At 44.9% G+C, this 20,701-nt stretch carries 31 protein-coding genes; 24 read left to right on the forward strand and 7 right to left on the reverse strand.

Annotation, left to right across the window (positions count from 1 at the left end; all coding sequences use genetic code 11):
- Positions 1–10 precede the first annotated feature (10 nt).
- The 11 genes from NG22_RS06445 to NG22_RS06500 all read left to right on the forward strand — a co-directional run bounded on the left by NG22_RS06445 (position 11) and on the right by NG22_RS06500 (position 5,243).
- Complete coding sequence (locus tag NG22_RS06445; RefSeq protein ID WP_053404971.1) at positions 11–370, forward strand: hypothetical protein; 360 nt, start codon at positions 11–13, stop codon at positions 368–370.
- Complete coding sequence (locus tag NG22_RS06450; protein ID WP_053404972.1) at positions 357–710, forward strand: hypothetical protein; 354 nt, start codon at positions 357–359, stop codon at positions 708–710. Before NG22_RS06445 ends, NG22_RS06450 begins: the two co-directional genes overlap by 14 nt.
- 166 nt (positions 711–876) lie before the next feature.
- A complete protein-coding gene (locus NG22_RS06455) occupies positions 877–1,554 on the forward strand; it encodes a DUF3164 family protein (protein WP_053404973.1) in 678 nt (225 codons plus the stop codon).
- 48 nt (positions 1,555–1,602) lie between these two features.
- Complete coding sequence (locus tag NG22_RS06460; protein ID WP_216597607.1) at positions 1,603–1,938, forward strand: hypothetical protein; 336 nt, start codon at positions 1,603–1,605, stop codon at positions 1,936–1,938.
- 261 nt (positions 1,939–2,199) lie between these two features.
- Positions 2,200–2,424: a hypothetical protein gene (locus NG22_RS06470; protein WP_053404975.1), complete on the forward strand. Its 225-nt coding sequence runs from the start codon at positions 2,200–2,202 to the stop codon at positions 2,422–2,424.
- A complete protein-coding gene (locus NG22_RS06475; protein ID WP_053404976.1) occupies positions 2,414–3,112 on the forward strand; it encodes a hypothetical protein in 699 nt (232 codons plus the stop codon). The genes NG22_RS06470 and NG22_RS06475 overlap by 11 nt, the downstream gene beginning before the upstream one ends.
- A gap of 102 nt (positions 3,113–3,214) precedes the next feature.
- Positions 3,215–3,679: a hypothetical protein gene (locus NG22_RS06480; protein WP_053404977.1), complete on the forward strand. Its 465-nt coding sequence runs from the start codon at positions 3,215–3,217 to the stop codon at positions 3,677–3,679.
- Entirely contained in the window at positions 3,669–4,151 is a 483-nt protein-coding gene (locus NG22_RS06485) for a hypothetical protein (protein WP_157600893.1), read from the forward strand. Before NG22_RS06480 ends, NG22_RS06485 begins: the two co-directional genes overlap by 11 nt.
- Before the next feature lie 80 nt (positions 4,152–4,231).
- Positions 4,232–4,429, forward strand: coding sequence for a hypothetical protein (locus tag NG22_RS06490; RefSeq protein ID WP_053404979.1), 198 nt, complete (start codon positions 4,232–4,234; stop codon positions 4,427–4,429).
- 101 nt (positions 4,430–4,530) lie between these two features.
- The gene (locus tag NG22_RS06495; RefSeq protein ID WP_053404980.1) at positions 4,531–4,905 is read left to right on the forward strand and encodes a hypothetical protein; all 375 of its coding nucleotides are present in this window, start codon (positions 4,531–4,533) and stop codon (positions 4,903–4,905) included.
- 104 nt (positions 4,906–5,009) lie between these two features.
- Complete coding sequence (locus tag NG22_RS06500) at positions 5,010–5,243, forward strand: hypothetical protein (protein ID WP_053404981.1); 234 nt, start codon at positions 5,010–5,012, stop codon at positions 5,241–5,243.
- Here NG22_RS06500 and NG22_RS06505 read toward each other — a convergent pair.
- The 7 genes from NG22_RS06505 to NG22_RS06535 all read right to left on the reverse strand — a co-directional run bounded on the left by NG22_RS06505 (position 5,240) and on the right by NG22_RS06535 (position 10,991).
- Complete coding sequence (locus NG22_RS06505) at positions 5,240–5,668, reverse strand: hypothetical protein (protein WP_053404982.1); 429 nt, start codon at positions 5,666–5,668, stop codon at positions 5,240–5,242. The two genes, NG22_RS06500 and NG22_RS06505, sit on opposite strands and share 4 nt — an antisense overlap.
- A gap of 2 nt (positions 5,669–5,670) precedes the next feature.
- On the reverse strand, positions 5,671–6,105 hold the full coding sequence (locus tag NG22_RS06510) for a phage virion morphogenesis protein (protein ID WP_053404983.1): 435 nt from the start codon (positions 6,103–6,105) through the stop codon (positions 5,671–5,673).
- Positions 6,106–6,205: 100 nt separating this feature from the next.
- Positions 6,206–7,183, reverse strand: coding sequence for a hypothetical protein (locus tag NG22_RS06515; RefSeq protein ID WP_053404984.1), 978 nt, complete (start codon positions 7,181–7,183; stop codon positions 6,206–6,208).
- A 148-nt stretch (positions 7,184–7,331) separates the two neighbouring features.
- Positions 7,332–8,627, reverse strand: coding sequence for a DUF935 family protein (locus NG22_RS06520; RefSeq protein ID WP_053404985.1), 1,296 nt, complete (start codon positions 8,625–8,627; stop codon positions 7,332–7,334).
- Between the two features lies 1 nt (position 8,628).
- The gene (locus tag NG22_RS06525; protein WP_053404986.1) at positions 8,629–9,033 is read right to left on the reverse strand and encodes a phage protein Gp36 family protein; all 405 of its coding nucleotides are present in this window, start codon (positions 9,031–9,033) and stop codon (positions 8,629–8,631) included.
- A 2-nt stretch (positions 9,034–9,035) separates the two neighbouring features.
- Positions 9,036–10,463 (reverse strand): hypothetical protein, encoded by a 1,428-nt coding sequence (locus NG22_RS06530; protein ID WP_053404987.1) that lies wholly within the window; start codon positions 10,461–10,463, stop codon positions 9,036–9,038.
- 90 nt (positions 10,464–10,553) lie between these two features.
- Positions 10,554–10,991 (reverse strand): hypothetical protein, encoded by a 438-nt coding sequence (locus NG22_RS06535; protein WP_053404988.1) that lies wholly within the window; start codon positions 10,989–10,991, stop codon positions 10,554–10,556.
- A 169-nt stretch (positions 10,992–11,160) separates the two neighbouring features.
- Between NG22_RS06535 and NG22_RS06540 the strand changes: the two genes are divergently transcribed.
- From NG22_RS06540 to NG22_RS06595, 13 genes are all read left to right on the forward strand, one after another.
- The gene (locus NG22_RS06540; protein ID WP_082305011.1) at positions 11,161–12,105 is read left to right on the forward strand and encodes a hypothetical protein; all 945 of its coding nucleotides are present in this window, start codon (positions 11,161–11,163) and stop codon (positions 12,103–12,105) included.
- Between the two features lie 21 nt (positions 12,106–12,126).
- Positions 12,127–12,981, forward strand: a complete 855-nt coding sequence (locus tag NG22_RS06545) for a hypothetical protein (protein ID WP_053404990.1) — start codon at positions 12,127–12,129, stop codon at positions 12,979–12,981.
- A 5-nt stretch (positions 12,982–12,986) separates the two neighbouring features.
- Positions 12,987–13,169, forward strand: coding sequence for a hypothetical protein (locus NG22_RS06550; RefSeq protein WP_053404991.1), 183 nt, complete (start codon positions 12,987–12,989; stop codon positions 13,167–13,169).
- Complete coding sequence (locus NG22_RS06555) at positions 13,153–13,518, forward strand: hypothetical protein (protein WP_053404992.1); 366 nt, start codon at positions 13,153–13,155, stop codon at positions 13,516–13,518. Before NG22_RS06550 ends, NG22_RS06555 begins: the two co-directional genes overlap by 17 nt.
- Positions 13,519–14,073 (forward strand): hypothetical protein, encoded by a 555-nt coding sequence (locus tag NG22_RS06560; protein ID WP_053404993.1) that lies wholly within the window; start codon positions 13,519–13,521, stop codon positions 14,071–14,073.
- Positions 14,074–14,081: 8 nt separating this feature from the next.
- Positions 14,082–14,246, forward strand: coding sequence for a hypothetical protein (locus NG22_RS17750; protein WP_157600895.1), 165 nt, complete (start codon positions 14,082–14,084; stop codon positions 14,244–14,246).
- Positions 14,236–14,559, forward strand: a complete 324-nt coding sequence (locus NG22_RS06565; protein WP_053404994.1) for a hypothetical protein — start codon at positions 14,236–14,238, stop codon at positions 14,557–14,559. The genes NG22_RS17750 and NG22_RS06565 overlap by 11 nt, the downstream gene beginning before the upstream one ends.
- 2 nt (positions 14,560–14,561) lie before the next feature.
- On the forward strand, positions 14,562–15,764 hold the full coding sequence (locus NG22_RS06570; RefSeq protein WP_053404995.1) for a DUF2586 family protein: 1,203 nt from the start codon (positions 14,562–14,564) through the stop codon (positions 15,762–15,764).
- Positions 15,764–16,210 (forward strand): hypothetical protein, encoded by a 447-nt coding sequence (locus NG22_RS06575; protein ID WP_053404996.1) that lies wholly within the window; start codon positions 15,764–15,766, stop codon positions 16,208–16,210. Before NG22_RS06570 ends, NG22_RS06575 begins: the two co-directional genes overlap by 1 nt.
- Before the next feature lie 22 nt (positions 16,211–16,232).
- Positions 16,233–16,580: a hypothetical protein gene (locus tag NG22_RS06580; RefSeq protein WP_053404997.1), complete on the forward strand. Its 348-nt coding sequence runs from the start codon at positions 16,233–16,235 to the stop codon at positions 16,578–16,580.
- Positions 16,581–16,739: 159 nt separating this feature from the next.
- Positions 16,740–19,100 (forward strand): phage tail tape measure protein, encoded by a 2,361-nt coding sequence (locus NG22_RS06585; RefSeq protein ID WP_053404998.1) that lies wholly within the window; start codon positions 16,740–16,742, stop codon positions 19,098–19,100.
- Between the two features lie 9 nt (positions 19,101–19,109).
- Entirely contained in the window at positions 19,110–19,739 is a 630-nt protein-coding gene (locus NG22_RS06590) for a DUF6046 domain-containing protein (RefSeq protein ID WP_053404999.1), read from the forward strand.
- Positions 19,739–20,698: a hypothetical protein gene (locus tag NG22_RS06595; RefSeq protein WP_053405000.1), complete on the forward strand. Its 960-nt coding sequence runs from the start codon at positions 19,739–19,741 to the stop codon at positions 20,696–20,698. The genes NG22_RS06590 and NG22_RS06595 overlap by 1 nt, the downstream gene beginning before the upstream one ends.
- Positions 20,699–20,701: the final 3 nt, after the last annotated feature.

The following is a 20,701-nucleotide window of genomic DNA, read 5'->3' on the forward strand; positions in this document are numbered from 1 at the left end:
GTTTTCAAAAATGGCAAACGTTAAGACTGATTTGCACCAGGCGATCAACGATGAGGTGCAAAAAAACAGCGGGATGAATGACCATGATTACTTTTTTTTAATCGTGGACAGTGGAGTGGCTTTCGTTGATTTTTTCCTGACTGGTTGTAATGCCGATGTAAATCATTGGACACAATCTCAGATTATTGCTCAGAAAGACTTCTGGCAAATGTTTATAGAAGAATGGGATCTGATGATTCAATCCTTCTATACCTCTCAATCAGGGTCTGTTTACCCTTACATTCAGCAATGGATGCAGTGTAATTGTGACCTGATTGTCCGTTTAGATTGTCTACTTATTCAATGGGAGGAGGGTCATGCAGTACAGTAAATTTTATCTTTTACTTACCGAGCTCCAGGTGGATGAGCCGGAGGTTACCAAAGAGCAGGTGATTGCTGAGACTATTTGTCGCTATGTAAATAGCTTAACAGAGCTTTCAAAAGAGGAATATTATGCGGTAATGGAACACCTTAAAGCCTCTGTTAAAAGGTATCGTGCATCAAAGAATCAAATGCGCCGGAAGCTTTGGCAGATCTTCAAAGCAAGGGCGTCTCAAGATCCTGCGGAAGCTTCAAGAGATTGGTTTGAGAAGAATGCCAAATATCCGATGACCAATGATGCACCTCGTAAGGTCTACGCCAAATTTGTTTCTGTAGCGGAAAGAATGTAAAGCACCCTAAAACTCTAAATTATGACTTCTAAAGCCATTATACAGCGCGAAATCAAAAAGTATAACCTCTGCGCTGCCATGTGCAAATCTGAGGAGAACCGAATGTTCTACCTCGAAAAAGTAAGCCTATTTCAACAAGTTTTAAACGATCTAAAAAGCAAATAACATGGATATTTCAAATTTATCACCGGAACAAAAAGCAGCTCTGTTAGAAGATCTTCAAAGAGAGCAGAAAGAACAAAAAGCGGCCATTCAGGAAGAGCGCGTCATTTATAAGGACACTGTAAAAGAACAGGTCGGGCATACCATTGACGGCTTACAGGATTTAAGTGAGGTGCTTTCCAGAGCCAAAGCAGAAGTTTTCAATGCTTTCAGTGCCCTGATCTCCCTCAAAAAGGATTTGTTTGGCTATAAGGAAGGCCAACAAAGTCACACTTTTACTGATGATCTTGGTCGTTCCATTGAAATTGGGTACAGAACCATTGACGGCTGGGATGATACGCAGGAGGCAGGTATTGCCAAGGTTAATCAGTTTATAGAATCATTGGCTACCAATGAGGAGACCGCCAAGCTGGTGAAAATGATTCAGAACCTTTTGAAAAAGGATGCAAAAGGAAATTTAAAGGCTTCCAGGGTACTGGAGCTGAAGCAGCTGGCAGAAGAGCATGACAACCCTGTGTTTTCCGAAGGGGTGGAAATTCTGGTAGAGAGCTATAAGCCCGTGCGCTCAGCTTATTTCGTGGAAGCCCGAATGAAAAATCAATTGGGTAAATCCGTTACCATTCCTCTGTCCATTACGGCAGTGCCCTTTCCGGAGGGCATGGAAGTAGAAGTGAATTTTTAATCCATTCCACTAAGGGGGTGCCTTCGGGCATTCCCAAAATTTGATGATATGAAAAACATGAATATTCAGGAAAGAATTCTTAATCAGATTAAAATTGAGCGGCAAAAGCAGGACGCCAAATGGGGAGAGCAAAATCACTTACCAATGGAGTGGATTACAATATTAATGGAGGAAATTGGAGAAGTGTCCAAAGAAGCTTGTGATCATCATTTCAGAAATGGTTTTGGGGAAGATCCAATATTGGATGAAAATTTTAGTCTTGTTCAGGAGCAGAGACTAATCAGATATCGACAAGAGCTGATACAAGTTGCAGCAGTTGCTGTATCAATGATAGAATGTTTAGACCGTGGATTTCCGGTCAGTATTGCAATAAATGATGAATAGCTATGGTAACAATGGAACAAATCTCCTTTGAGATCAAAAACCTTGAAAGTGACATCAAAGCTGTGGATCGACATATAAGAGCTACGGCTGGGCATCTGAAGGAAATGCGCCAAAGGAAGCAACGATTTGAAGCTCGGATGGACAAATTATTAAGGAAACTCAAATCACTGACCCAATGCTAGTAAAAGGTTTAGTATTCATTTGCTTTATCATGGTTCTGGTTTGGGCCATGGATAATACCAACACTCCAAATTTAATGCGATGAAAATATTTAGATTTTATAAAAACCAGTCAGGTCAAATGACTATTGGTGAAGTCCAGGTTGTTCCTGGTAACAGAAGAATTAGTTGTGCAAATCAACTATCAGAGGCACGTAAAACTAATCAGGAACATGTGGTAAAAGTTAATCAATATTTGGCTTATGTGGTAGCTGAGTCTACTTATGCAGCCGTTCACCTTTTTGACCAAAGCGGACATGAAGCCTGATCATTTATTCCACTACCTACTGGTAATTGTATCCGTGAGCTACAATGCCTTTGCAGCAGGAAACTATGCCGCGAAAATGATTCCCTCATTTTACGCCTATATATGCGCAATCTTACTAAGTACTCTGGCCCACTATTATTTAATTGAAGGGATTAAGCACTGGAAAAAAATGGGCACAGCAAATGAAAATTTATTGTGTGCGGTTGTTCTATGTGGTTGTTGCGTATTCGCTGACCTGAATGGGGTGAGTGTTCTCGCTTTTAAAAAGGAAGTTAGTCCGATAGAATATCAATTTCAAAAGCAAATCACCTCTCTGGAAAATGCCTACAACACGACTCTTACGGAGGCTTCCAGCGCCAGAACCATCAAATTAAGATCGGATCTTTTACTCCTGGCAAAACAGCAGGGAAAGGAACTGGAGCTTAAAAGAGCGGAAAGGGATCAGGCATTATTGAATGCCTCGGCCATTGCTAACCAATCAAAAAAAGCATTTCGAATATTCTCCATTTTGCTTTTCATTCTTTCAGGGGCAGTGGCTTCTTTATTAGCACCTGTGCTTTCTCCTATGGCCAAAAGAGTAAGGGAATTATGGATGAAAGGGAAGCGCAAAAAGCAGGAATTAGCCAAAGAACTAGGGGTTAATCATTCTTCTTTAAATCGCTTGATGCAGGAAGCAGAACTGATATGAGCAAAGAAAAGCCGGATTTAGGTGAGATTGTAATCCACCCCAATCAGCTTCATCTCTTTGACTGGATGCACAATGAATTTGTAAACCGAAAACTTTTAAAAAATGGAAGTTCAAAAAGTAAAGGAGCTCCTGAGAAACCCAAACGCAAAACGGGCAGACCTTAAAGCAGCTCTGGCAGATGCGTACCATTTAGATCTGCATGCCTTGAAGGCAGCAAAGGAAATGGAAAGCCGGATTTTTAATCAATGTAAGGGGTATTTCTCCCAGCAGTATCAAAATCATACACAAGTACCCCTGGCGTGGTCTGCTAAAGATGCCGGAGCCCTAAAGGATATCATGAAAAAGCTCAATCAATTAACGGAGGGTAGGACTCCGGTGGTGGAAGCTTTTCAGTACCTGATTATTAACCTTCCGGACTGGTACAAGAGTCATGGCTTTAGCCTGCCCGTCATTAATGGGAAATTTAATGAGCTGATTGCAGAAATCAAGACAAACCGAAATGGAGCTTCAAAAAGCAACGTCTCAGACGATTACAAAGCAAGGGTACTTAAAGACCTTGTCTCCTAAACAAGTGGCCCAGGAGTGCCGGTTGGTTCGTAGAATTGAGCAGGTTATTGAGTTAAATCACCCTCCGGTGGGACAGTTACGCAGGGAGCTGGGAGAAACACAACTGCTGGCACTGATCAAAATACACCTGATTGACTTTAATGAGTTGCTGGATCTTCGCAAGCCTTTGGGGGAGCGGCAGATTGATAAGATTGCAGAGGTGCTGCTGGAGCAGTTTCCCAGCCTTTCTTTTGCGGATATTCACTTTGTTTTTAATCAGGTCATGCTGGGCGCTTACGGTGAGCTGTATGAATCCCTGAACATTTCTAAAGTCATGAGTTGGTTCAAAGTGTATTTTGATGAGCGTACTGAAGTATTCGGGGAACGCTCACGGCTCCAGGCAGATAGTCATAAAAGCCCGGGAATCCATAGAGAAGTATTGGAAATTAAAGAGTTGGAAGACTTTTATAAACGGGTAAGGAATGAAACTTAGTATCCTGATTCATATATGTTGGATTTACCCGCTCATCTGCTTTTTATGGGCGGTTTACGATAAACTTAAAAACCGAAAAAATGGCAAAAGTTCAAGTAATCAGAAAAGGAGTAGACAATTTTAAAGTCGAGCAATCAATTCAAACTTGCGAACTCTTTATTCGCGATCTAACCGATCATGATGGAAGCGTTTGCTTAGTGCTAAAAGGAAAGCGAGAAGAAGCTCGAGTCTGGCTTAGTGAAACTGAGCAGCAAAAGATCAATTTAACAAATAAGTAAATCCTAACCCTTCTTTTTTTAAAGAAGGGTTTTTTATTACATTGCAAATCAATTCGATAACTAGCTGATAATTGTTGCGTTATAATAACAAATACTAAAATATGAGACTTCTGTTTTTAATACTTTTCGGACTTGTAGCCCATTTTTCTTTTGCCCAGGAGCTTAATGATGATGCGAAAGAAATTAAAGAGTTTGACCCTGTTGAGTATCAACGAATCTACACTGCGTCTTTGAGGTTAGCAGGAAACGATCATCAAAATTTCATCAAGCTAATTAATGGCTTTTGTAGTTCTTTCATTTATACAGTCGATATTTGTGAAAAAGAGGGGGCTGAAAGCAAACCGTGCTGGATAGTATTTCAATTAACAGAAGACCCTACTTACACAAAAGAAATCGAAGGCCATGTATATTATGATTGGATCGCGATGGCAAAAGAAGCGCAAATTAGAATACAGGCAATCAAGAACACAAAGTAGATTTATACTCCCTTTTAAATACCCAATCCCTGCCATTTGGTAGGGATTTTTTGTTAAAAAATGGTTATATTCGAATTGTCATTCCACCATTCCTTTTTTGTAATATGAGATATTCGCAGAACCGCAATAAGCTGTTGTTGATTATTGACATTCAGGAAATCTTCCTGGAGGAAAAAGAAAAGAGTCGCGGAGGCTTTTCGAATAGATTCATCTATAATGAAAAGATTTACCCAGTGTATCGGATTGCAGAGAACACATTTTATGAGTACCTCCGGACTCCAGCAAAAAAGCTTTTAAAAAAATTAGATGAAACACCAGCTCAGATGAATCTTTTCTAAGCTAGACTTACAGTATCAGGCGACCATTCTACACGTCCGTAGAAAGTTAAAGGAACCTCGTAATCGGTTCCTTTTTTTTGTGCGTGTTCTCGGGCCAGCATTATGCCAAAGATCCCTTCAACGTCATTTTCTACTAGCCTGGACTTAATGATTTCAATCACGTTGGTTTGCTCCCGTAGGGCCAGTAGCTGCTCCTTTGGAGTGCCTTTACCCTCTGACCTTAGATAAGGCGAAAACTTAACATTAACCGTAAATCGGATATCAGCTTGGGTGCTGCCTTTTGGTAGTTGCTCATGATTAAGTGGATCAAAACTTACCAGAGCGGCGGGAAAAATATTTGGATCTTCACCTCCTTTCATATCGATGAATTTCAGTGCGGGAATTTCACTTAGCGCTTCGGCTATATTAAGGTACAGAGCTATCATTTTTAAAGGTCTTTAAATCGTTTTTCAATTTTTGCTATAATCTTCGCATTCAATAGGTCAGACTGCTTGATAAAAGGTCGGGCAGGCATTTTAAAGGGAGCTGATTTCCTTCCGGATGTTCCTCCTTCATTGTGTACCTGTGCATATTCTTTATCGGAAATAATTTCAACGCCCTGGGCGGTTTTTTTATAGTCCGGCGACCGTCCAAGATCTCCTGTTTCACCCGTCAGGATCTTTCTCTTCGCTGCGGCTCCATCGCCACTTCCCTGGCGTCTGCCTACTTCTTTCCACCTGTTATCATTTTTAGATTTGTCTGAAAAACCTTCATTTTGAAATGATCCTTTAGCGTGCTCCACTGCTAACATGCCGATATCGTCTTTGACCTCGTCTTGCAAATAATGATGTAGCTTTGTGATTTTATCGATGAATTCTTTCATTTACGAACTGATATTCTTATAATTACATCTCTAATAAAGCGATTAACACTGCGACTCTTTGATTGCATATCACTGTAGCGACGGGTGTTAGTCGCTTTTTTTATTGCAATGATTCTACCACAGAGTAAATCTGACGCTCTCCATTGGCCAGCTCTCGAAGTACCAGGAATGAGTCCCGCTCATTCACCGTAATTTTGTAATAGTGATATTGGCGGATCAATGGATTAGCCTTTGTATTCGGGTCGGTTCTGATAAATTCAGCATTCTCCAGCACCTCCTCCAGGGTAAATAAAATCCGGTTCTTTAGGGCATAATCCCGGTGAGGTTGGTTTAAAATCTCTTTTATACCGGAGGTATGTAAAACAGCCGGACTTCCACCCAACTGATAGGTACTTTTCAGCTCACTTTTCGCCCATTCCAACAAAAGTTTACGCTCCAGTCGCATTGCGGCGGTTGGTGCGCTCTTTTTCACCTTTCGCGGTGCACTGGCCTGATAGGGATGATCATCCCCAAATACTTTACGACTAATGCACGGATTCTCTTTAAGTCCGGCTTGTGGCCTGATTTCCACTTCTGGAGCATCTGTTACCGGATCATCAGTCAGAGCCCAATCGCATTTACAGTTGTAGCGATTACCCGGAAAATTTGTCGCCCAGAAAGGATCTGACTGAGGTAATACCGTATGCCAGTATCCTTTATGTATTGCATCAGGAATAGCCGCTCTGGAGGGAATCCACTTGATGTTTCGTCCTGGGGTCTGCTGAAACTTATTCCATTGCACTGCTGTGCGGGCTCGCGCCACAGTGGTATTATATTCAGTTCGCAACCATTGTTGATTATAATTACCAATGATTTGCTTTGAGTCGCGCTTAAAGGCTGCAAAGCTCTTCAGCTTTCCATCATCTCCAACGACAATCTTTTTTAGCTCTGTGTACTGTTGGTGTGTTTTGAAGGCGGCAAACACGGCATTGCTTTGCTGCAAAGCTTCCTTAATGCCCCATTCGGAGTCGATATAGGAGATTGCTCCCACTCCCTCTTCCACTGCCTTATTCAGCTCGGTATAGGCAATTCGCCACAAATTTGGCTCAATGGTGCCATTGAAGTTATCAGCGTAGATATTGACCAGTGCCTTATCAACTAAGTCCTGAATATCAAAAAGGGGCTCATCGGCCAGTTCCAGCTCACAGCAATGACCGTACTGGTGTTTTAGTTGCTCCCCGACCGTTTCATGATCGGGGAAAATCCGAAAAAAAGGATTTCAGTTTCAACCAAAAAGACTGCTCCTCCTGGCTTAATTTTACCTCTTCTTTCTTCTCCTCTTTTTTTGCTGGCTTTGGCTTATGATTTTCTTTGGGCTTGGGGTCGCCCCCTTCTTTCTCCAGCTCCTTTTGCTTCTTTTTGGGACGTGGTCGGTTGTATGTTTCATACCAATAGTCGTCATCTAGTGGGGCTTTCTCGCTGAATTTTTCGTCAAATTCAAATCGTTCCTTTGGCGTCATCCCGTCCTGCTCTTCATAGCCAAAACGCCCACCCGCGACGGCATAGCCAAACTTCTCCAGTATAGGAATGAACTTTTCATTCAGGAGGCGAAGCATGAAGCGACGGTCAGCCTTAGCCACTTCTTTTTCACTACTTGCGTGCACCTCTCCCTTGTAATTACCGCCTTGGGCGTCCGTGGTCATGGTGTTCAAAAGGATCGCTTTGGAGTTTTGCTCATCACAGAACTTTGCCAGATTGCTGTATAAGTCAGAGGAGCCGGATTTATGCGTGGTTTCATGCAGCTTAAACTCTGAATTCCGTGGACGTACAACATATGAAGCGGCTGATTGCTCCTTGGCAATTGCTTCTAACTGCGGCCTTGCGGTCGGGTCATCATAAATGTATTCACGGAAAGGAGCGCCAAAGACCTGGGCAAATACTGACCAATCCGAAACATTACCCTTTTTATAAATCACCGCCAACGCGGCTTTTGAAAGTAGCCCTAAATCATCCGGCTTCCCTGCTTCCAAACAATACATGTTGTATGGTGCCTCCCGGTACTGCTCCCCGGAATCATCATATTGATGCTTCATGACAATTCCCTTTCGCGGATTGACATGCTTTCTTGGGATGAGCTTATAGTCAAGTGTTTTCCCCTCAATTGAATCAAACCAAATCAACGAATGACCATAAAAGCGACAATCAATCAAATCCTTCATCATTTCCTCGAAATTCTCGGTATTGATCAAATCATTGATGATTTCCACTTCCTTGCCGGACTTGTCAAAAAATTTCAGTGGGATATTGGTCACAAACATTTGGCGCTTTTCGATTAAAGCGGTAAGGTGCAGATCCAATACGACTTCCTCATACAAATCATAAAGTAGTGTTCGTCTGGGGTTATCCGCACTTTCAGCCGCTTTAATGGCACTACGCCATTCGGGGATACCCTTATAGCTCCTGTCTATATTGGAAATGGTGAAATTATTCACCTCAATTTTGTGCGTTTTTTTGTTGTCTTTTTTATTGATTCGCTTAGCCATATTAGTATCTGTTGTTTAATCCACCTGCAAAAAAATCAGCTTGTTTGTCCGGTTCTGCCTTCTCTGACCATAGTGGTAGATCCAGCTTTAAAAGCCCTTCTCGGATCTCTTTAAGTGCTTCCTTTGCCCACTTATAGCGGTCAACAATATCCTGTTTAATCTTCTCGGTAACCGAAAAAATATGATATAAGGAAACATCTATGCAGAGTCCTTTAATGATGCCGTTCCGCTCGTCTCCTGTTTGCGTCCAGAGTTCAGAGGTGTCATACTTTTGATTCATATAACCGTCCACTTCAGCAATTGCGCGAGCAATATTTTGCTCGATATAGGTCGGGTCTTGGCGGCTGACGTTTTGCAAAATATCAGCGTAAACGCCCTGGCTTAAATCTTTTTCTTCAATGAACATAATTAGTAATGTGATGGCCGCCTATTCGAACCCATAATAGGTTTTTCGTGCGGATTGGCAGTTGATGAAATATGTTGAGATAGTTTTGATATCGCCCCCTGGTCAGCATCCGGGGCGTCATCATGTGAATTGTAGCCCGGCTCTATCCCCTTGGTTTGCTCCTCACCCTGTGAATGATCATTCGATGAATATTCCTTTTCATTGTATATCATTCGGCCCTGCTGGTATAGCGGTAAAAGTTCGCTGACAATCCGGTCATATTTTTTACCCTTCTTTGAGTCGTCTTTGATCATGCCAATATCAAAACCAAAATCAGCTCTGATTTCGTCGTAAGTGTCTTGAAGCGTTTTGTTCCAAAATTGTGATTCATACCAAAAAGGAATCCATACCCTAGGATTAAGCATTTTAAAATAGAACATCCACCTTATGGCCTCATCCATTGTGGATTGACGGACAAATGATTTGATCAGGTAGTATTTCTTGCCCTTCTTCCCCCAAATCCTCACTGCGTTATAATCATTATTACCGGAGTACGCCACGTCCCAATAGCCCACAATAGCATCATAATGATCTATTCGCGGGATTTTTTCATACCTGAAGTATTCATTTTTGAAAAGCTTACCCTCAGTGTGTGGATCTTGATTAAACTCCGCTTTACAGGCCAGTATCCCCAGTTCTTCCTCCATATCACGCCAGTATTGAGGCGTGTATTTTTGGTGCCACCGAGGATTGTAATCATGGTCATAAGCTTTGATGTGATGCACCCACCATTTCGGGTGTTTCTTCTGCAATACCGTTTGCACCATGCGCGGTGCATAACGGTTGTTTGCCCAAATGAACCTCCGGATAGGGCCGTCCATTGTGGGGATCAAATCCCGCTCCACCCATTGCGCCAGCTCGTCCTGACGTTTAGGATTTTTTACAAGTTCTCTGGTCTCGTTATCATCCCCCACGCAGTAATCCGGCCTTTGTGCTCCTTTTCGCAGTCCCCGCACGGACTGTCCAGCGCCCAGAGCTTTTGCCATAAAGCCGCCTTTTGTCTTAAAATCTCCTGACTCCCATTGCCCTAGGTTCTTTTGTGGCCCAAAGTCCGTGATAATCTTCTGATTTGATTCGAACTCGGCCTTAAGGTCGTCCAATAGTTGAGCCGCCTTGTCAAAGCTATTACCTATCAGCACCATATAATGGCATTGGTCATTAATCCAAAGCCAAAAGGGTAGAAAAATATTTACATGCACTGATTTGGCGTGCCCTCTTGGCCATTCAGCAAAAGCCTTAATAGTGGGATTTCTTTTGATCTTACGGGCAAATTCAATATGAAAGTCTGCGCTTTCACAAGTTGCGTAATGACTGAAATAAGTTTCAATCATAAACTTATAGTCTTTCTTTGCCCGTGCGATACGCGCCTCCTTTTGCTCTGGGGAATCCATCCCCCGCCTTTGGAGTTTTGGTATATCCAGTCACATTTTGCCTGATAGTCTTTGAGTGCCTGTTTATCCTTTACGGTGATTTTTGCCATACTACAATGCGGCTTTATGTTTTTCCTCCAGGAACCCACGAAACAACTTTGAATACTCCAGCGCCTTATCGGGCTTATTCTCAATAATCCACTCGGTCAGCTCGTCGAAAACTTCGCAATACACATGCAATGGATTCGACTCCAGGAACTCAATTTCTTTACGCAGGGCCGACTTTGCGTCTGACAATACTTTATCCGGCACGCCGCCCATTTCCTCAATTTTTTGATTCACCGCTTTAAGCTGCGAAAAGGCATCTTGCAGAAGCTGTTGACGGGTCACGGTCTGCGCTTCCTTCAAACTATCCCAGTCCTCTTTTGTGATCCAGGCCCGTAAGGTCTTTTCCGTCACATTTACAAGTGAAGCTATTTCTTTTCTATTGATCCGGCCTTTAGTATACAGGTTGCGAGCCTGCTCTTTTTTTGCATCAAATTTACCCATGAGTGATACTTTTTTATAGACAAAAATATGCTTTTTACTGTCTACAAAAACTAGTCTATTCACGTTGAGATGTGATTTATTGACAATTTGAACAGGGGTGTTGGCGACGTCAAAAGATACTTTTCGAAGTAAAAAATTAGCCCAATATTGCATCATCAAAAAAGGAAAAATGACAAAAAAAAGTAAGCGTTTTGTATTACATGATCAATCAAAGAACAGTTACGGACTGATTCTTCAGACCTCCGGCGGTGATCTGACTCAATTCAAAAAGAATCCGGTTATGCTGCATGAGCATAACGGTTGGATGATGCCTATTGGGCACTGGGATGACATTCAGGTGGAAGGTGAAAAAATTACCGCGGTGCCTGTATTTGACCTTAAGGATGAATTTGCAAAGGTGATTGCTCAAAAGGTGGAAGACGGGCATATCCGCATGGCATCCATGGGAGTGCTACCGCTGGAGGTGGACGGTGATGTGGTTACAAAATGGGAAGTCCGCGAAGCCTCCATTGTTACCTTTGGTAGCAATAAAAATGCGCTTCGCCTTATGGATGCCAATGGCGAGCTTTTAACGCTTTCCGCAGTCAAAAATTTAAAGCCTTCGGGTAAATCTAATAATCAAAAAAATAGCATGGAATTTAAAGAAACCATTGCAACGGCCATCAACTTGTCTGCAAGTTCAGAGCCAGCTCAGGTTTTGGCTAAAGTGCTGGAGCTTTCGCAAGAAAACATTAGCCTGAAGGCCGAAAATGCGCGACTCAAAGAGGAAAAAGAGGCCGCTCAAAAATCCGCTGAAACAAAGGAGAAGGAAGAAATTTTGCTTTCTGCGGTGACCAGCAAAAAAATCACGGTTGAGCAAAAGAAGATCTACGAAAAGCTGGAGCTCTCCGAGGTCAAAACTTTGGTAGGTGATTTGAAAAAGCCGCTTAACCTTAGTGAGTTCCCCGAGCCAGGGGGTGAGGAAGTTCAGCTTCCTAAACAGCTTGAAGGCATGACCTTTTCTGAGATTTCAAGAAAGAATCCTCAAGCATTAGAACAGTTGAAGCTTTCCAATAAGGAGGCTTATAAGAAGCTATTCAAGGATCAGTATGGCAAAGAGCCGACTAACTTTTAATCCCTTTTAAAAATCATTTAAATGGCTTTAGAAAAAGAAATTTGGCAAAATGATATCGTTGACCATCTTTGGAAAGAGAATGATTTCATGTCAACGGTAACAGCAGAGGATGAATATGTCCTACAAGGAAAAGTAGTCCATATCCCACAGGCGGGGCCACCTTCCAATGTTGAGAAAAACAGAACGACAGTACCCGCTACCCCGGCTCAAAGGCCAGATAGTGAAGTATTGTATTCTCTTAATGAGTTTACAACTGACCCACGTTTGATCCGGGATGCGGAAAAGGTAGAACTTTCCTACAACAAGCGCGATAGTATCATTGGTGATGACAAACAAAAGATTGCGGAGGAAGTAGCGGAAGATTTAATTGATGTTTGGGCAAGAGGTTTAACTACTGATCATATCATTACAGAATCTGACATTGCCCGGGCATCTTTGCAGAAAATGCAGACCATGTTTAATACTCATAATGTACCCCTACAGGATCGTTATGCATTGGTTCCGGCACAAATCATTCCATTATTATTTCCGGATACGGAAGTAACCGCCTTGCTCTCAATGATGCGCTCCAACGATGAACGACTGAATTCTATGTTTGACAACCTTTACGGTTTCAAAATTAAGATGCGTTCTTCTGTGCTGACTTTTGATGCTGGCGGAGCATTAAAACCTCCAGGATCAGCTGGGGCGGAAGATGACACAGAGGGCGTCCTTTGCTATCAAAAAAGATCACTGGCTAAAGCCGTGGGTGAGGTTAAAATGTTTGACAACCCAAATCAGGCCACCTATTATGGTGATATCGTTTCCTTTCTCCTTCGTGCTGGTGGACGTCGTCGCCGGGAAGATGATAAAGGAGTGGGTATCCTAAAAGTATAAATCGGATGAATAACTTTGAATCTTCAGTCTCCGGACTGTCCGCCTCTGTTTTAGCCATGTTCTTTAAAGTGGTTTCGGTTGGTGACCTTTTCACCGCATTCCTTTGTGGACTCTGTGGCGCAGCCGGAGGCTGGATTTTCAAAATTGGTATAGACAAAATCATAAAGTACCGTGAAAAGAATTCTTGATATTATCAAGCATTGGGGTGAGTACATTCCCTTTTTGCTTGCCGTGGTTTTCTGGTGGTTATCCAGATACGTGACCACTTGGTTAGATCCCACCGCAGCGGTGGACGATGCCGGGCTCCTACAGGCTTTCCTTTTTAAGGCCATGTGCTACTTCGGGGCAGTGTCATTTACCTGGATCGCATTACGTCTTGTCTTCCCGCGTGTCTTGCGCTATATGGATGAAGATTTTGGACGGCCCTTTGATAAGCCATTTCATGAGGACGGGATTTCCGAGTATGATCCCAGGCTCTGGCTATCGATCTGCATGCTCGGCCTTTATTTAATTTCAGCAGCTATAATTTTTGCATAAATGAAACAGTTATTTTTATTACTCATCATGTCCCTGTATACCCTCTCTGGTATTGGGCAGGGACGCACAGAACAGAAGATCCGTGATGAGCTGGATTCTACTTTCCTTTCACAGGTAGGCGTTCGGGAAGCCACAGGCAAAAACGATGGCCCGGAGGTGGAAATGTATCTGGCATCTTGCGGACTTGGTAAAGGTTATGCCTGGTGCGGGGCTAAGATGAATTGGGGTTTTCTGGAGAATGATTTAGTACCTCCTCGATCAGCCGCATGGTCGCCGTCCTGGTTTCCAAGTAACAAGGTGATCTATAAGAAGGGTAAGTCACTAACGGGTAAGCCTCCGCAAAAGTCCGATGTCATGGGGATCTACTTTGCATCCAAGAAAAGGATTGCCCATGTGGGGCATGTACATCGTTGGCCTCCTAATAGTGACTATGCCACGACCATTGAAGGCAATACGAACGGAGCAGGTTCACGAGAAGGTGATGGAGTATATAAGAAACGAAGACTCAAACGGCAGCTTTGGATTGCCGATTGGGTCAGTGCACAAAGTGGTTAATGTTGGGTTTGGTAAAGCCGTGGCGATTCGTCGCCGCGGTACTTCTCGGGTTTGCCCTGGGCTTTGCTTCCGGGGTGACTGTTGGCATCAAGCTGGTAGATAAGCCGCAGACGGTCAACAATATTAAAATGAAGCGTAACATCTTTCAACGAATATTTTCAGATGAACGATAAGCAAAAAAAATACTTTGAGGCTCACCCGACGGTGAAAAAGTTCTATTTCACTTCAGACGGCATGGCTTTTCAGCGAGAGAATCCCGCGATTCAACACCAAAAGAATATTGACAAAAAGAAAGAGATTCAAACGGTGAAGCGTCCGCAGGAGGCGAAAGGATTAACCGCCGCGCAAAAGGGTCAGCAAACCAAGCTCACTAAAAAGCTGGAGGAACTTCGCGCCTCCTTGCTCGATGCTCCGGGGCAGCAGGAGCGCGATGCAATCCAGGAGCAGATTAATGAAACCGAGCAGAAGCTCGAAAACTTACAGTAGGTATGGGTATCCCAAACGTTTCTTTTGAACTGCTTAAAGGGCAGCTGGGTGGAACAATTAACCTGGACGATGGTATTGCGGGATTAATTGTTTCCGGAACAGCGACGCCTGATATTGCCCTATCGGAGCCGAAGGTAATTTTCTCTTATGAAGATGCTCTTGACCTGGAGCTTTCTGGCTTTGCCCTGCGTGAAATTCAGGAGTTTTATCAATTCGCTGGGGCCGGGCAAGAGCTATGGATTATGCTGGTTGCGGATGATACCTTAATTTCCGAGATCTGCGATATTACTAATCCACTTGCGAAAAAATTGTTGGATGCCAGCGCTGGCCGCATCAAAGTATGGGGCGTTAATGTGGAGCTTACCAGCTCATACTCCCCTTCAATTCCTTCGGCCGAAGGCATCGACGCTGATGTGTTGGCCGCCTTGCCACTTGCTCAGGCGCTGTGCGAAGACTTTGCGGGGCGTCACCACCCCACGCGTTGCGTTATGGGGGGTAGAATGTTCGATGCAGGTAAAATCGCAGAACTGAGAGACTTAAAACAAGGATCTGACAACCGCGTCCAAATCACGCTGTTGGGTCGTAGCCTGGAGGAGCTGGATTCCGACCCAACGAACCATGAAGGTAAAGAAGCACGCGTGGGTTTCTTGCTCGGTTTATACTCCAGTCTTTCGGTTCAAAGAAACATTGGGCGTGTTGCTAATGGAGACCTCGGTTTGACGGAGGCTTTCTATTCCGACGGGGAGACCACCGCAGAGGAGCTGATGAATGCGGCCGATACCATACACGATAAGGGTTATGTCCTGCCTATTGTCCGCTATGGAAAGAACGGCTACTTCTATGCTGATGATCCAACGGCGACCGCTGATACGGATGATTTCAATTCATTCGCTCGTGGTCGGGTGATCGACAAGGCGCAGCGTATCGCCTACAATGTGTTTTGTGATTTTGTCAATGACGACTATTCCGTTGACGCCTCCGGGCAGATTGGTATCGGAGAGCTGAAGCGCCTCCAGGGCGGCATTGACGATGCAGTGAATCAACAAATGACCGCGGCCGGGGAAATCTCCGCCTTCCAGTCATTTGTAGATCCGGCGCAGGACACATTGGCCACCGGGCAAACCAAAGTGAAATTGATGGTGCAACCAAGGGCCTACCACAAGCAAATTGTGATTGAGCTGGGCTTTTCAAAAACGATTGAATAATGTCATTTTCAACGAAAACCGGACAATTCAGCTGGAAAGATCTTAACGTGATCATGGACGGCCGCCCTATGCTCGGCGCTACTGATGTCGAGTACGGCACTGAGTTGGCCCTTGAAGCTATTTTTGGGGCGGGTAATACTGCACAATACATCGGTGAAGGTAATGAAGCCACGGCCGGAGCTTTGGAGATGCTTCAGGCTGACTATGAAGCCATGACCGAGGAAGCTAAAAAGCGGGGCCATAATTCCATCGCGGGTATGGAGGTGGATTTATTGATTACCTACATTCCTAAAAGTACTGACCCTGCCACAGTGGTCATGAAAACCATTGTTGACCGCGTTGTGGGTGCGAAATTCAGCGGACAGGTCAAAAAACTTACGCAAGGCGATACGCATATGAAAGTCTCATTGCCTTTTCTTGCCCTGCGTGTAGAGCATCAAATTTAATTTAACCAAACCCATATTTAACATGTCTGAGAAAAAAGAAGCACTTAAATTCCCTGCGAAGTATGCGAAGCAGGTAGAAGCCTGGAAGAAAGAGCACGGCCGAATCAAGTATTACGAGTTTGAGGGTCTGGCACTATTTTTCAAATTACCTAACCGTCAGCAACTTTCAGCAGCGGAGGGTATAGCCACAAATGAAGACGGTAGCATGGATCTGACTAAAAAAGCAGACCAGCTAATAAGTGACTGCTTTATAGGAGGTGATTTGACAGTTGATCAAATCAATGATGATATTGAAGTGTATGTGTCAATTGTATCATTCTGTAACAGCAAACTAGTCGAGGCAAAAAAGGCTACCTGGGGGAGCTGCTAGAGCAGTCACAAAAAACGGTCAATACCGGAAGTGTAGGATATATCAATACCCTTCTCCAATATTATAATGTTTGTCCCAATCCTGAGAAATTAACAGATCAGGAGTGGGCTTATAAATTCGCGATGCTGGATCATATCCGGCAGCAGGAAAAATCAGATAATGAGTTCAACAACGCTGCATACAATACAGGTCGAGACAAACGGTAATGAGGTTTTACCGCGCCTGACCCAAAACGCTAAAGCGGCTGATCATTCTCTGACGAAATTTTCTAAAGATGCTAACGGCCGTTTACGTGATGTGAACGGCCGTTTTGTTAAGACGAAGGAATCTTCCGATAAAGCCACAAACTCTCTTGTCCGCTTCGGTAAAAGTGGAACGTCGAGTCTCCGCAGGGTGGAGCAACAAGCCACTTCTCTGACTTCAAAATTCAAAAGCCTTGTTGCTGGGCTCGGCTTAACGGTCACTACAGGGGCCGCGTTGGGCGGTATTGTTGGTATTGGTGCTGGGTTTGAAAAGTCCATGTCCAATGTGCAAGCATTGTCAGGGGCTACCACCGAGCAAATGATTGAGCTCCGCCAGGCATCGCGTGATGCCGGAGCAAGCACCGCCTTTTCAGCCAGAGAATCAGCGGACGCCCTGGGCTTTTTATCCCTTGCGGGCTTTGATGCTAATCAACAGATTGCGGCTTTACCCGCCACGCTCGATCTGGCCGCAGCCGCAAGTTTGGATCTTTCCACCTCGGCCGACATTGCTACTAACATACTTTCCCAGTTCCGGATGACCGCCGCCCAAACGGGTACGGTGGTGGATCAGGCGGCCTTCCTCCAGGCGAACTTTAATACGAATGTGCAGGAAGGTGCCGAGGCGATGAAGTACTTCGGCCCGACTGCGGCGGCTATGAAGGTTTCGCTCTCCGAGAGTGGGGCCACCATTGGACTTATGGCTAATGCGGGTTTAAAGGGTACGGTAGCTACGCGTGCCCTGGGCACGGGAATGGTGCGGCTTGCCAAGCCTACTAAGGCGATGTCCGACACCATGAAGCAGCTTAACCTGAATTTCCACGATACCAATGGTGAGTTTGTGGGTATGGCAAACATGGTGGAGCAGCTGGAGACAAGTTTTAGCGGGCTGACCACAAAGCAACAACAAGCGGCGCTTTCTACCATTTTCGGCAATGAGGCGATACAGGAAATGAATATCCTGCTGGCTGCTGGTTCCGACCAGATCCGGTACTGGACACAGGAGTTGGAGAACGCCGAGGGCACGGCGGCAAAAATCGCTGCCACGAAGCTGGACAACCTAGCGGGCGACTTTGTTACCCTCCGCTCGGCCTCGGAGGAAATCACTTTGCAGCTGTACGATCATTTACAGCCGACACTCCGACTTATCACGCAGGAGGCTACTTTGTTTGTCCGCTCGTTGGATACGCGTGAAATCGGTAACTACTTATCCCAGACGATTAAGGGCATCCGTACTGGCATGGTGTTTTTGATGAAGCACCGCAAAGAAATTGTGTTGCTCGGCAAAGCAATGCTGGTTATGAAAGCCAGTACGATTGGCTATAATGTGGCCCTGAAGGCTCAGACAGCACTCACGGTGGCGCACCGGGCAGCTGTGATCGCGCATACCATCGCCACACGTGGTGCAGCAGTGGCGACTAGGGCATTTAACTTGACGCTTTCAGCTTCTCCTTTCGGAATTGTGCTGGCGGGTCTTGCGGCCATCACCACGGCCATGATTCTTTTCAGAGACAAGAGCCAGGAGGCGACCACGGCACAGTCCAAGCTCAACGACACGATGGAGGCCACCAAGCTGATTGACAGCTCAGTGGAGATGATGCGCAAGGACAATGAGCTTGACCTGTTCAAGCTTCAGAACCGGGACATTAACGAGCAGCAGGCCCAGTCCATCTTTCGCAATGCGCTGAGCCGTCGCGGCCAGCTGGAGAATGAACTGGATAAGGTGGCGCTACAGACCAGGGCCCACCGCGAGGCGGCAACCGATGAGCGGGCCCGTCTGGTATCCGAGCGAGACCAATTACGTGAGCGGGTAGAGAACCCGCAATTCACCGCAGGAGGTGGAGCTGGAGATGCTATTGCTAATAGCTTAGTAAATCGCCAATATCGCAGAAAACAGCAAGAACTCATCACTTTCGACAAGCAGACGGCTGCTTTTGGTCGTGAGCAAGAGCAGGGCATCCGCGCAGCGCTGGAGCAGGTGAATAGCATCATCACGCAGACCCGAAACATGGGAGCTTCAGAGGGGGGATTACTCACCCCTGGCCCAACAACGGGCGGGGCTGTTGATCCGGCCGCCAGCCGCATGGCGGAGAGCGTTGTTAGCGGTGGAGCAAGGCAGACAGTTATTAATATTGATATAGAAAAATTTCAGGATTACATCAACTTCAATATTGAAGGAGAGGTGGAAGAAATCCGCGAAAGCATGGACGAGCTGGTGGAAGAGGTGACCGAGCGATTTTTAAGGGTAGTCAATAGCGCCAATCAATTAGCACGAAATTAATACACACTGATGGAATTTGATATAAAAAACATATACGAATCACTGGCAAGTTATAAGGGCCTTCCGTTCCCTTTGAGCCTCGGCCAGATCCCTGCCTATCGAAAGAAGCAGTGGGTTGACCGTGGTGATATTCTGGACGGTGTTTTCTCTCAAAACGAGGGCGTGAAGTTTGGGGAGGCGGAAGTGTGGGACTTGTTTGGTCAGCCGATTATTTGCCCTATCCAGCTGGATGGGATCTACCTAGGCAGTGGTGAGTCGGGTCATATCAACCTTCAGCCGATGATGGTGATTGACGCCAAGAAGCGGATGACCAAGAGCTATATCCCAGGAGGTGACCACCGTGGGTCAGTGAAGGAATTTATTGCCGTGGATGATTACAAAATCAAGATTACGGGCATACTGCTTAACCATCGAGACCGTGGGCAGTACCCGCATTCGGAGGCTAGCATCCTGCGGAGCATTTGGAAAAAGAATACGGCACTGGACTTTTCATGCGTGATCACCAATGAGCTGTTTCAATATGTGGTAATAGAGAAGCTAAAATTTAAGGAGCTGTCAATGGCCCCTGGTTATCAGCGTTACGAGATTGAGCTGGTAAGTGATATCCCTAACGAAGTTGAATTACTGTCTGGAGAATAATGTTAACACCAAAAGTAAATATCAAGATTGCAGGACGCTACCTTTTCAAGGGCTGCAAGAGCTTTCGTGTGCTGAAGGATTTGGACAATCTTTCTGCTACTGGAGAGCTGAGGTTTCCGGTCATGATGACGCTTTTGGGTCAGCGCATGCGGATTGATGATACGATCCGCACGGGCGATGAAATCACGATTGAAGCGGGTTACCTGGAGGAAGAAATCCGAGAGATTTTTCAAGGATATATCACCAATATTGACACGGGCACGGAGGTAAGGGTACGGGTAGAAGATGCAGTGTACCAGCTCCGGAAACGGGCGATTGTGATCAATGAAAAGAACACGACCGTCAAGCAGATTGCCGCTAAATTGATTGAAGGAACGGCCTTAAAAGTGTCTTCAAACACTATTGAAGCAGGCATTGATAAAATGACTTTTAAGGGCAATGCGGCAGGGGCGCTGGCGAAGCTGCGGGAGACTTTCAATTTTACGGTCTCAATGGATCATAATGAGCTATATATTGGAGGTATTGGCTTGAATCCTAAAGCTCAGGTTCCGGCAATTTTTGGAAGAAACATTTTGAAGAACAACGTGGCTTACCAGTATGCTGACGCTAACCCGGTTCAGATTACGGTTGTGGGTAAGAAGCCGGACGGTACTGAGGTGAAAATTATAAAGGGCATGGAAGGAGGAATGGCCATGACTTTCTTCCGATACAATGTGACTGACACAAAGGTACTGGAGAACATTGCAGACCAAGAGCTGAAGCGGTATTACTATGATGGTTTTGAAGGCAGTTTGAAGATGTTTTTTATACCATTTGCAGAGGCTGGCGGTTCGGTGAGTTATCAAAATTTGAATTATCAGCAAGAGGTGGAAGGTAAGTATTTCATTCGCGCGGTGAATTACTCCTTTTCTCCTGCTGATGGATTGCGACAGGATCTTAAACTAGGATTTAAGCTTTAAGTG

It is taken from the genome of Persicobacter sp. CCB-QB2 (assembly GCF_001274635.1).
GTDB classification, from domain to species: domain Bacteria; phylum Bacteroidota; class Bacteroidia; order Cytophagales; family Cyclobacteriaceae; genus Persicobacter; species Persicobacter diffluens.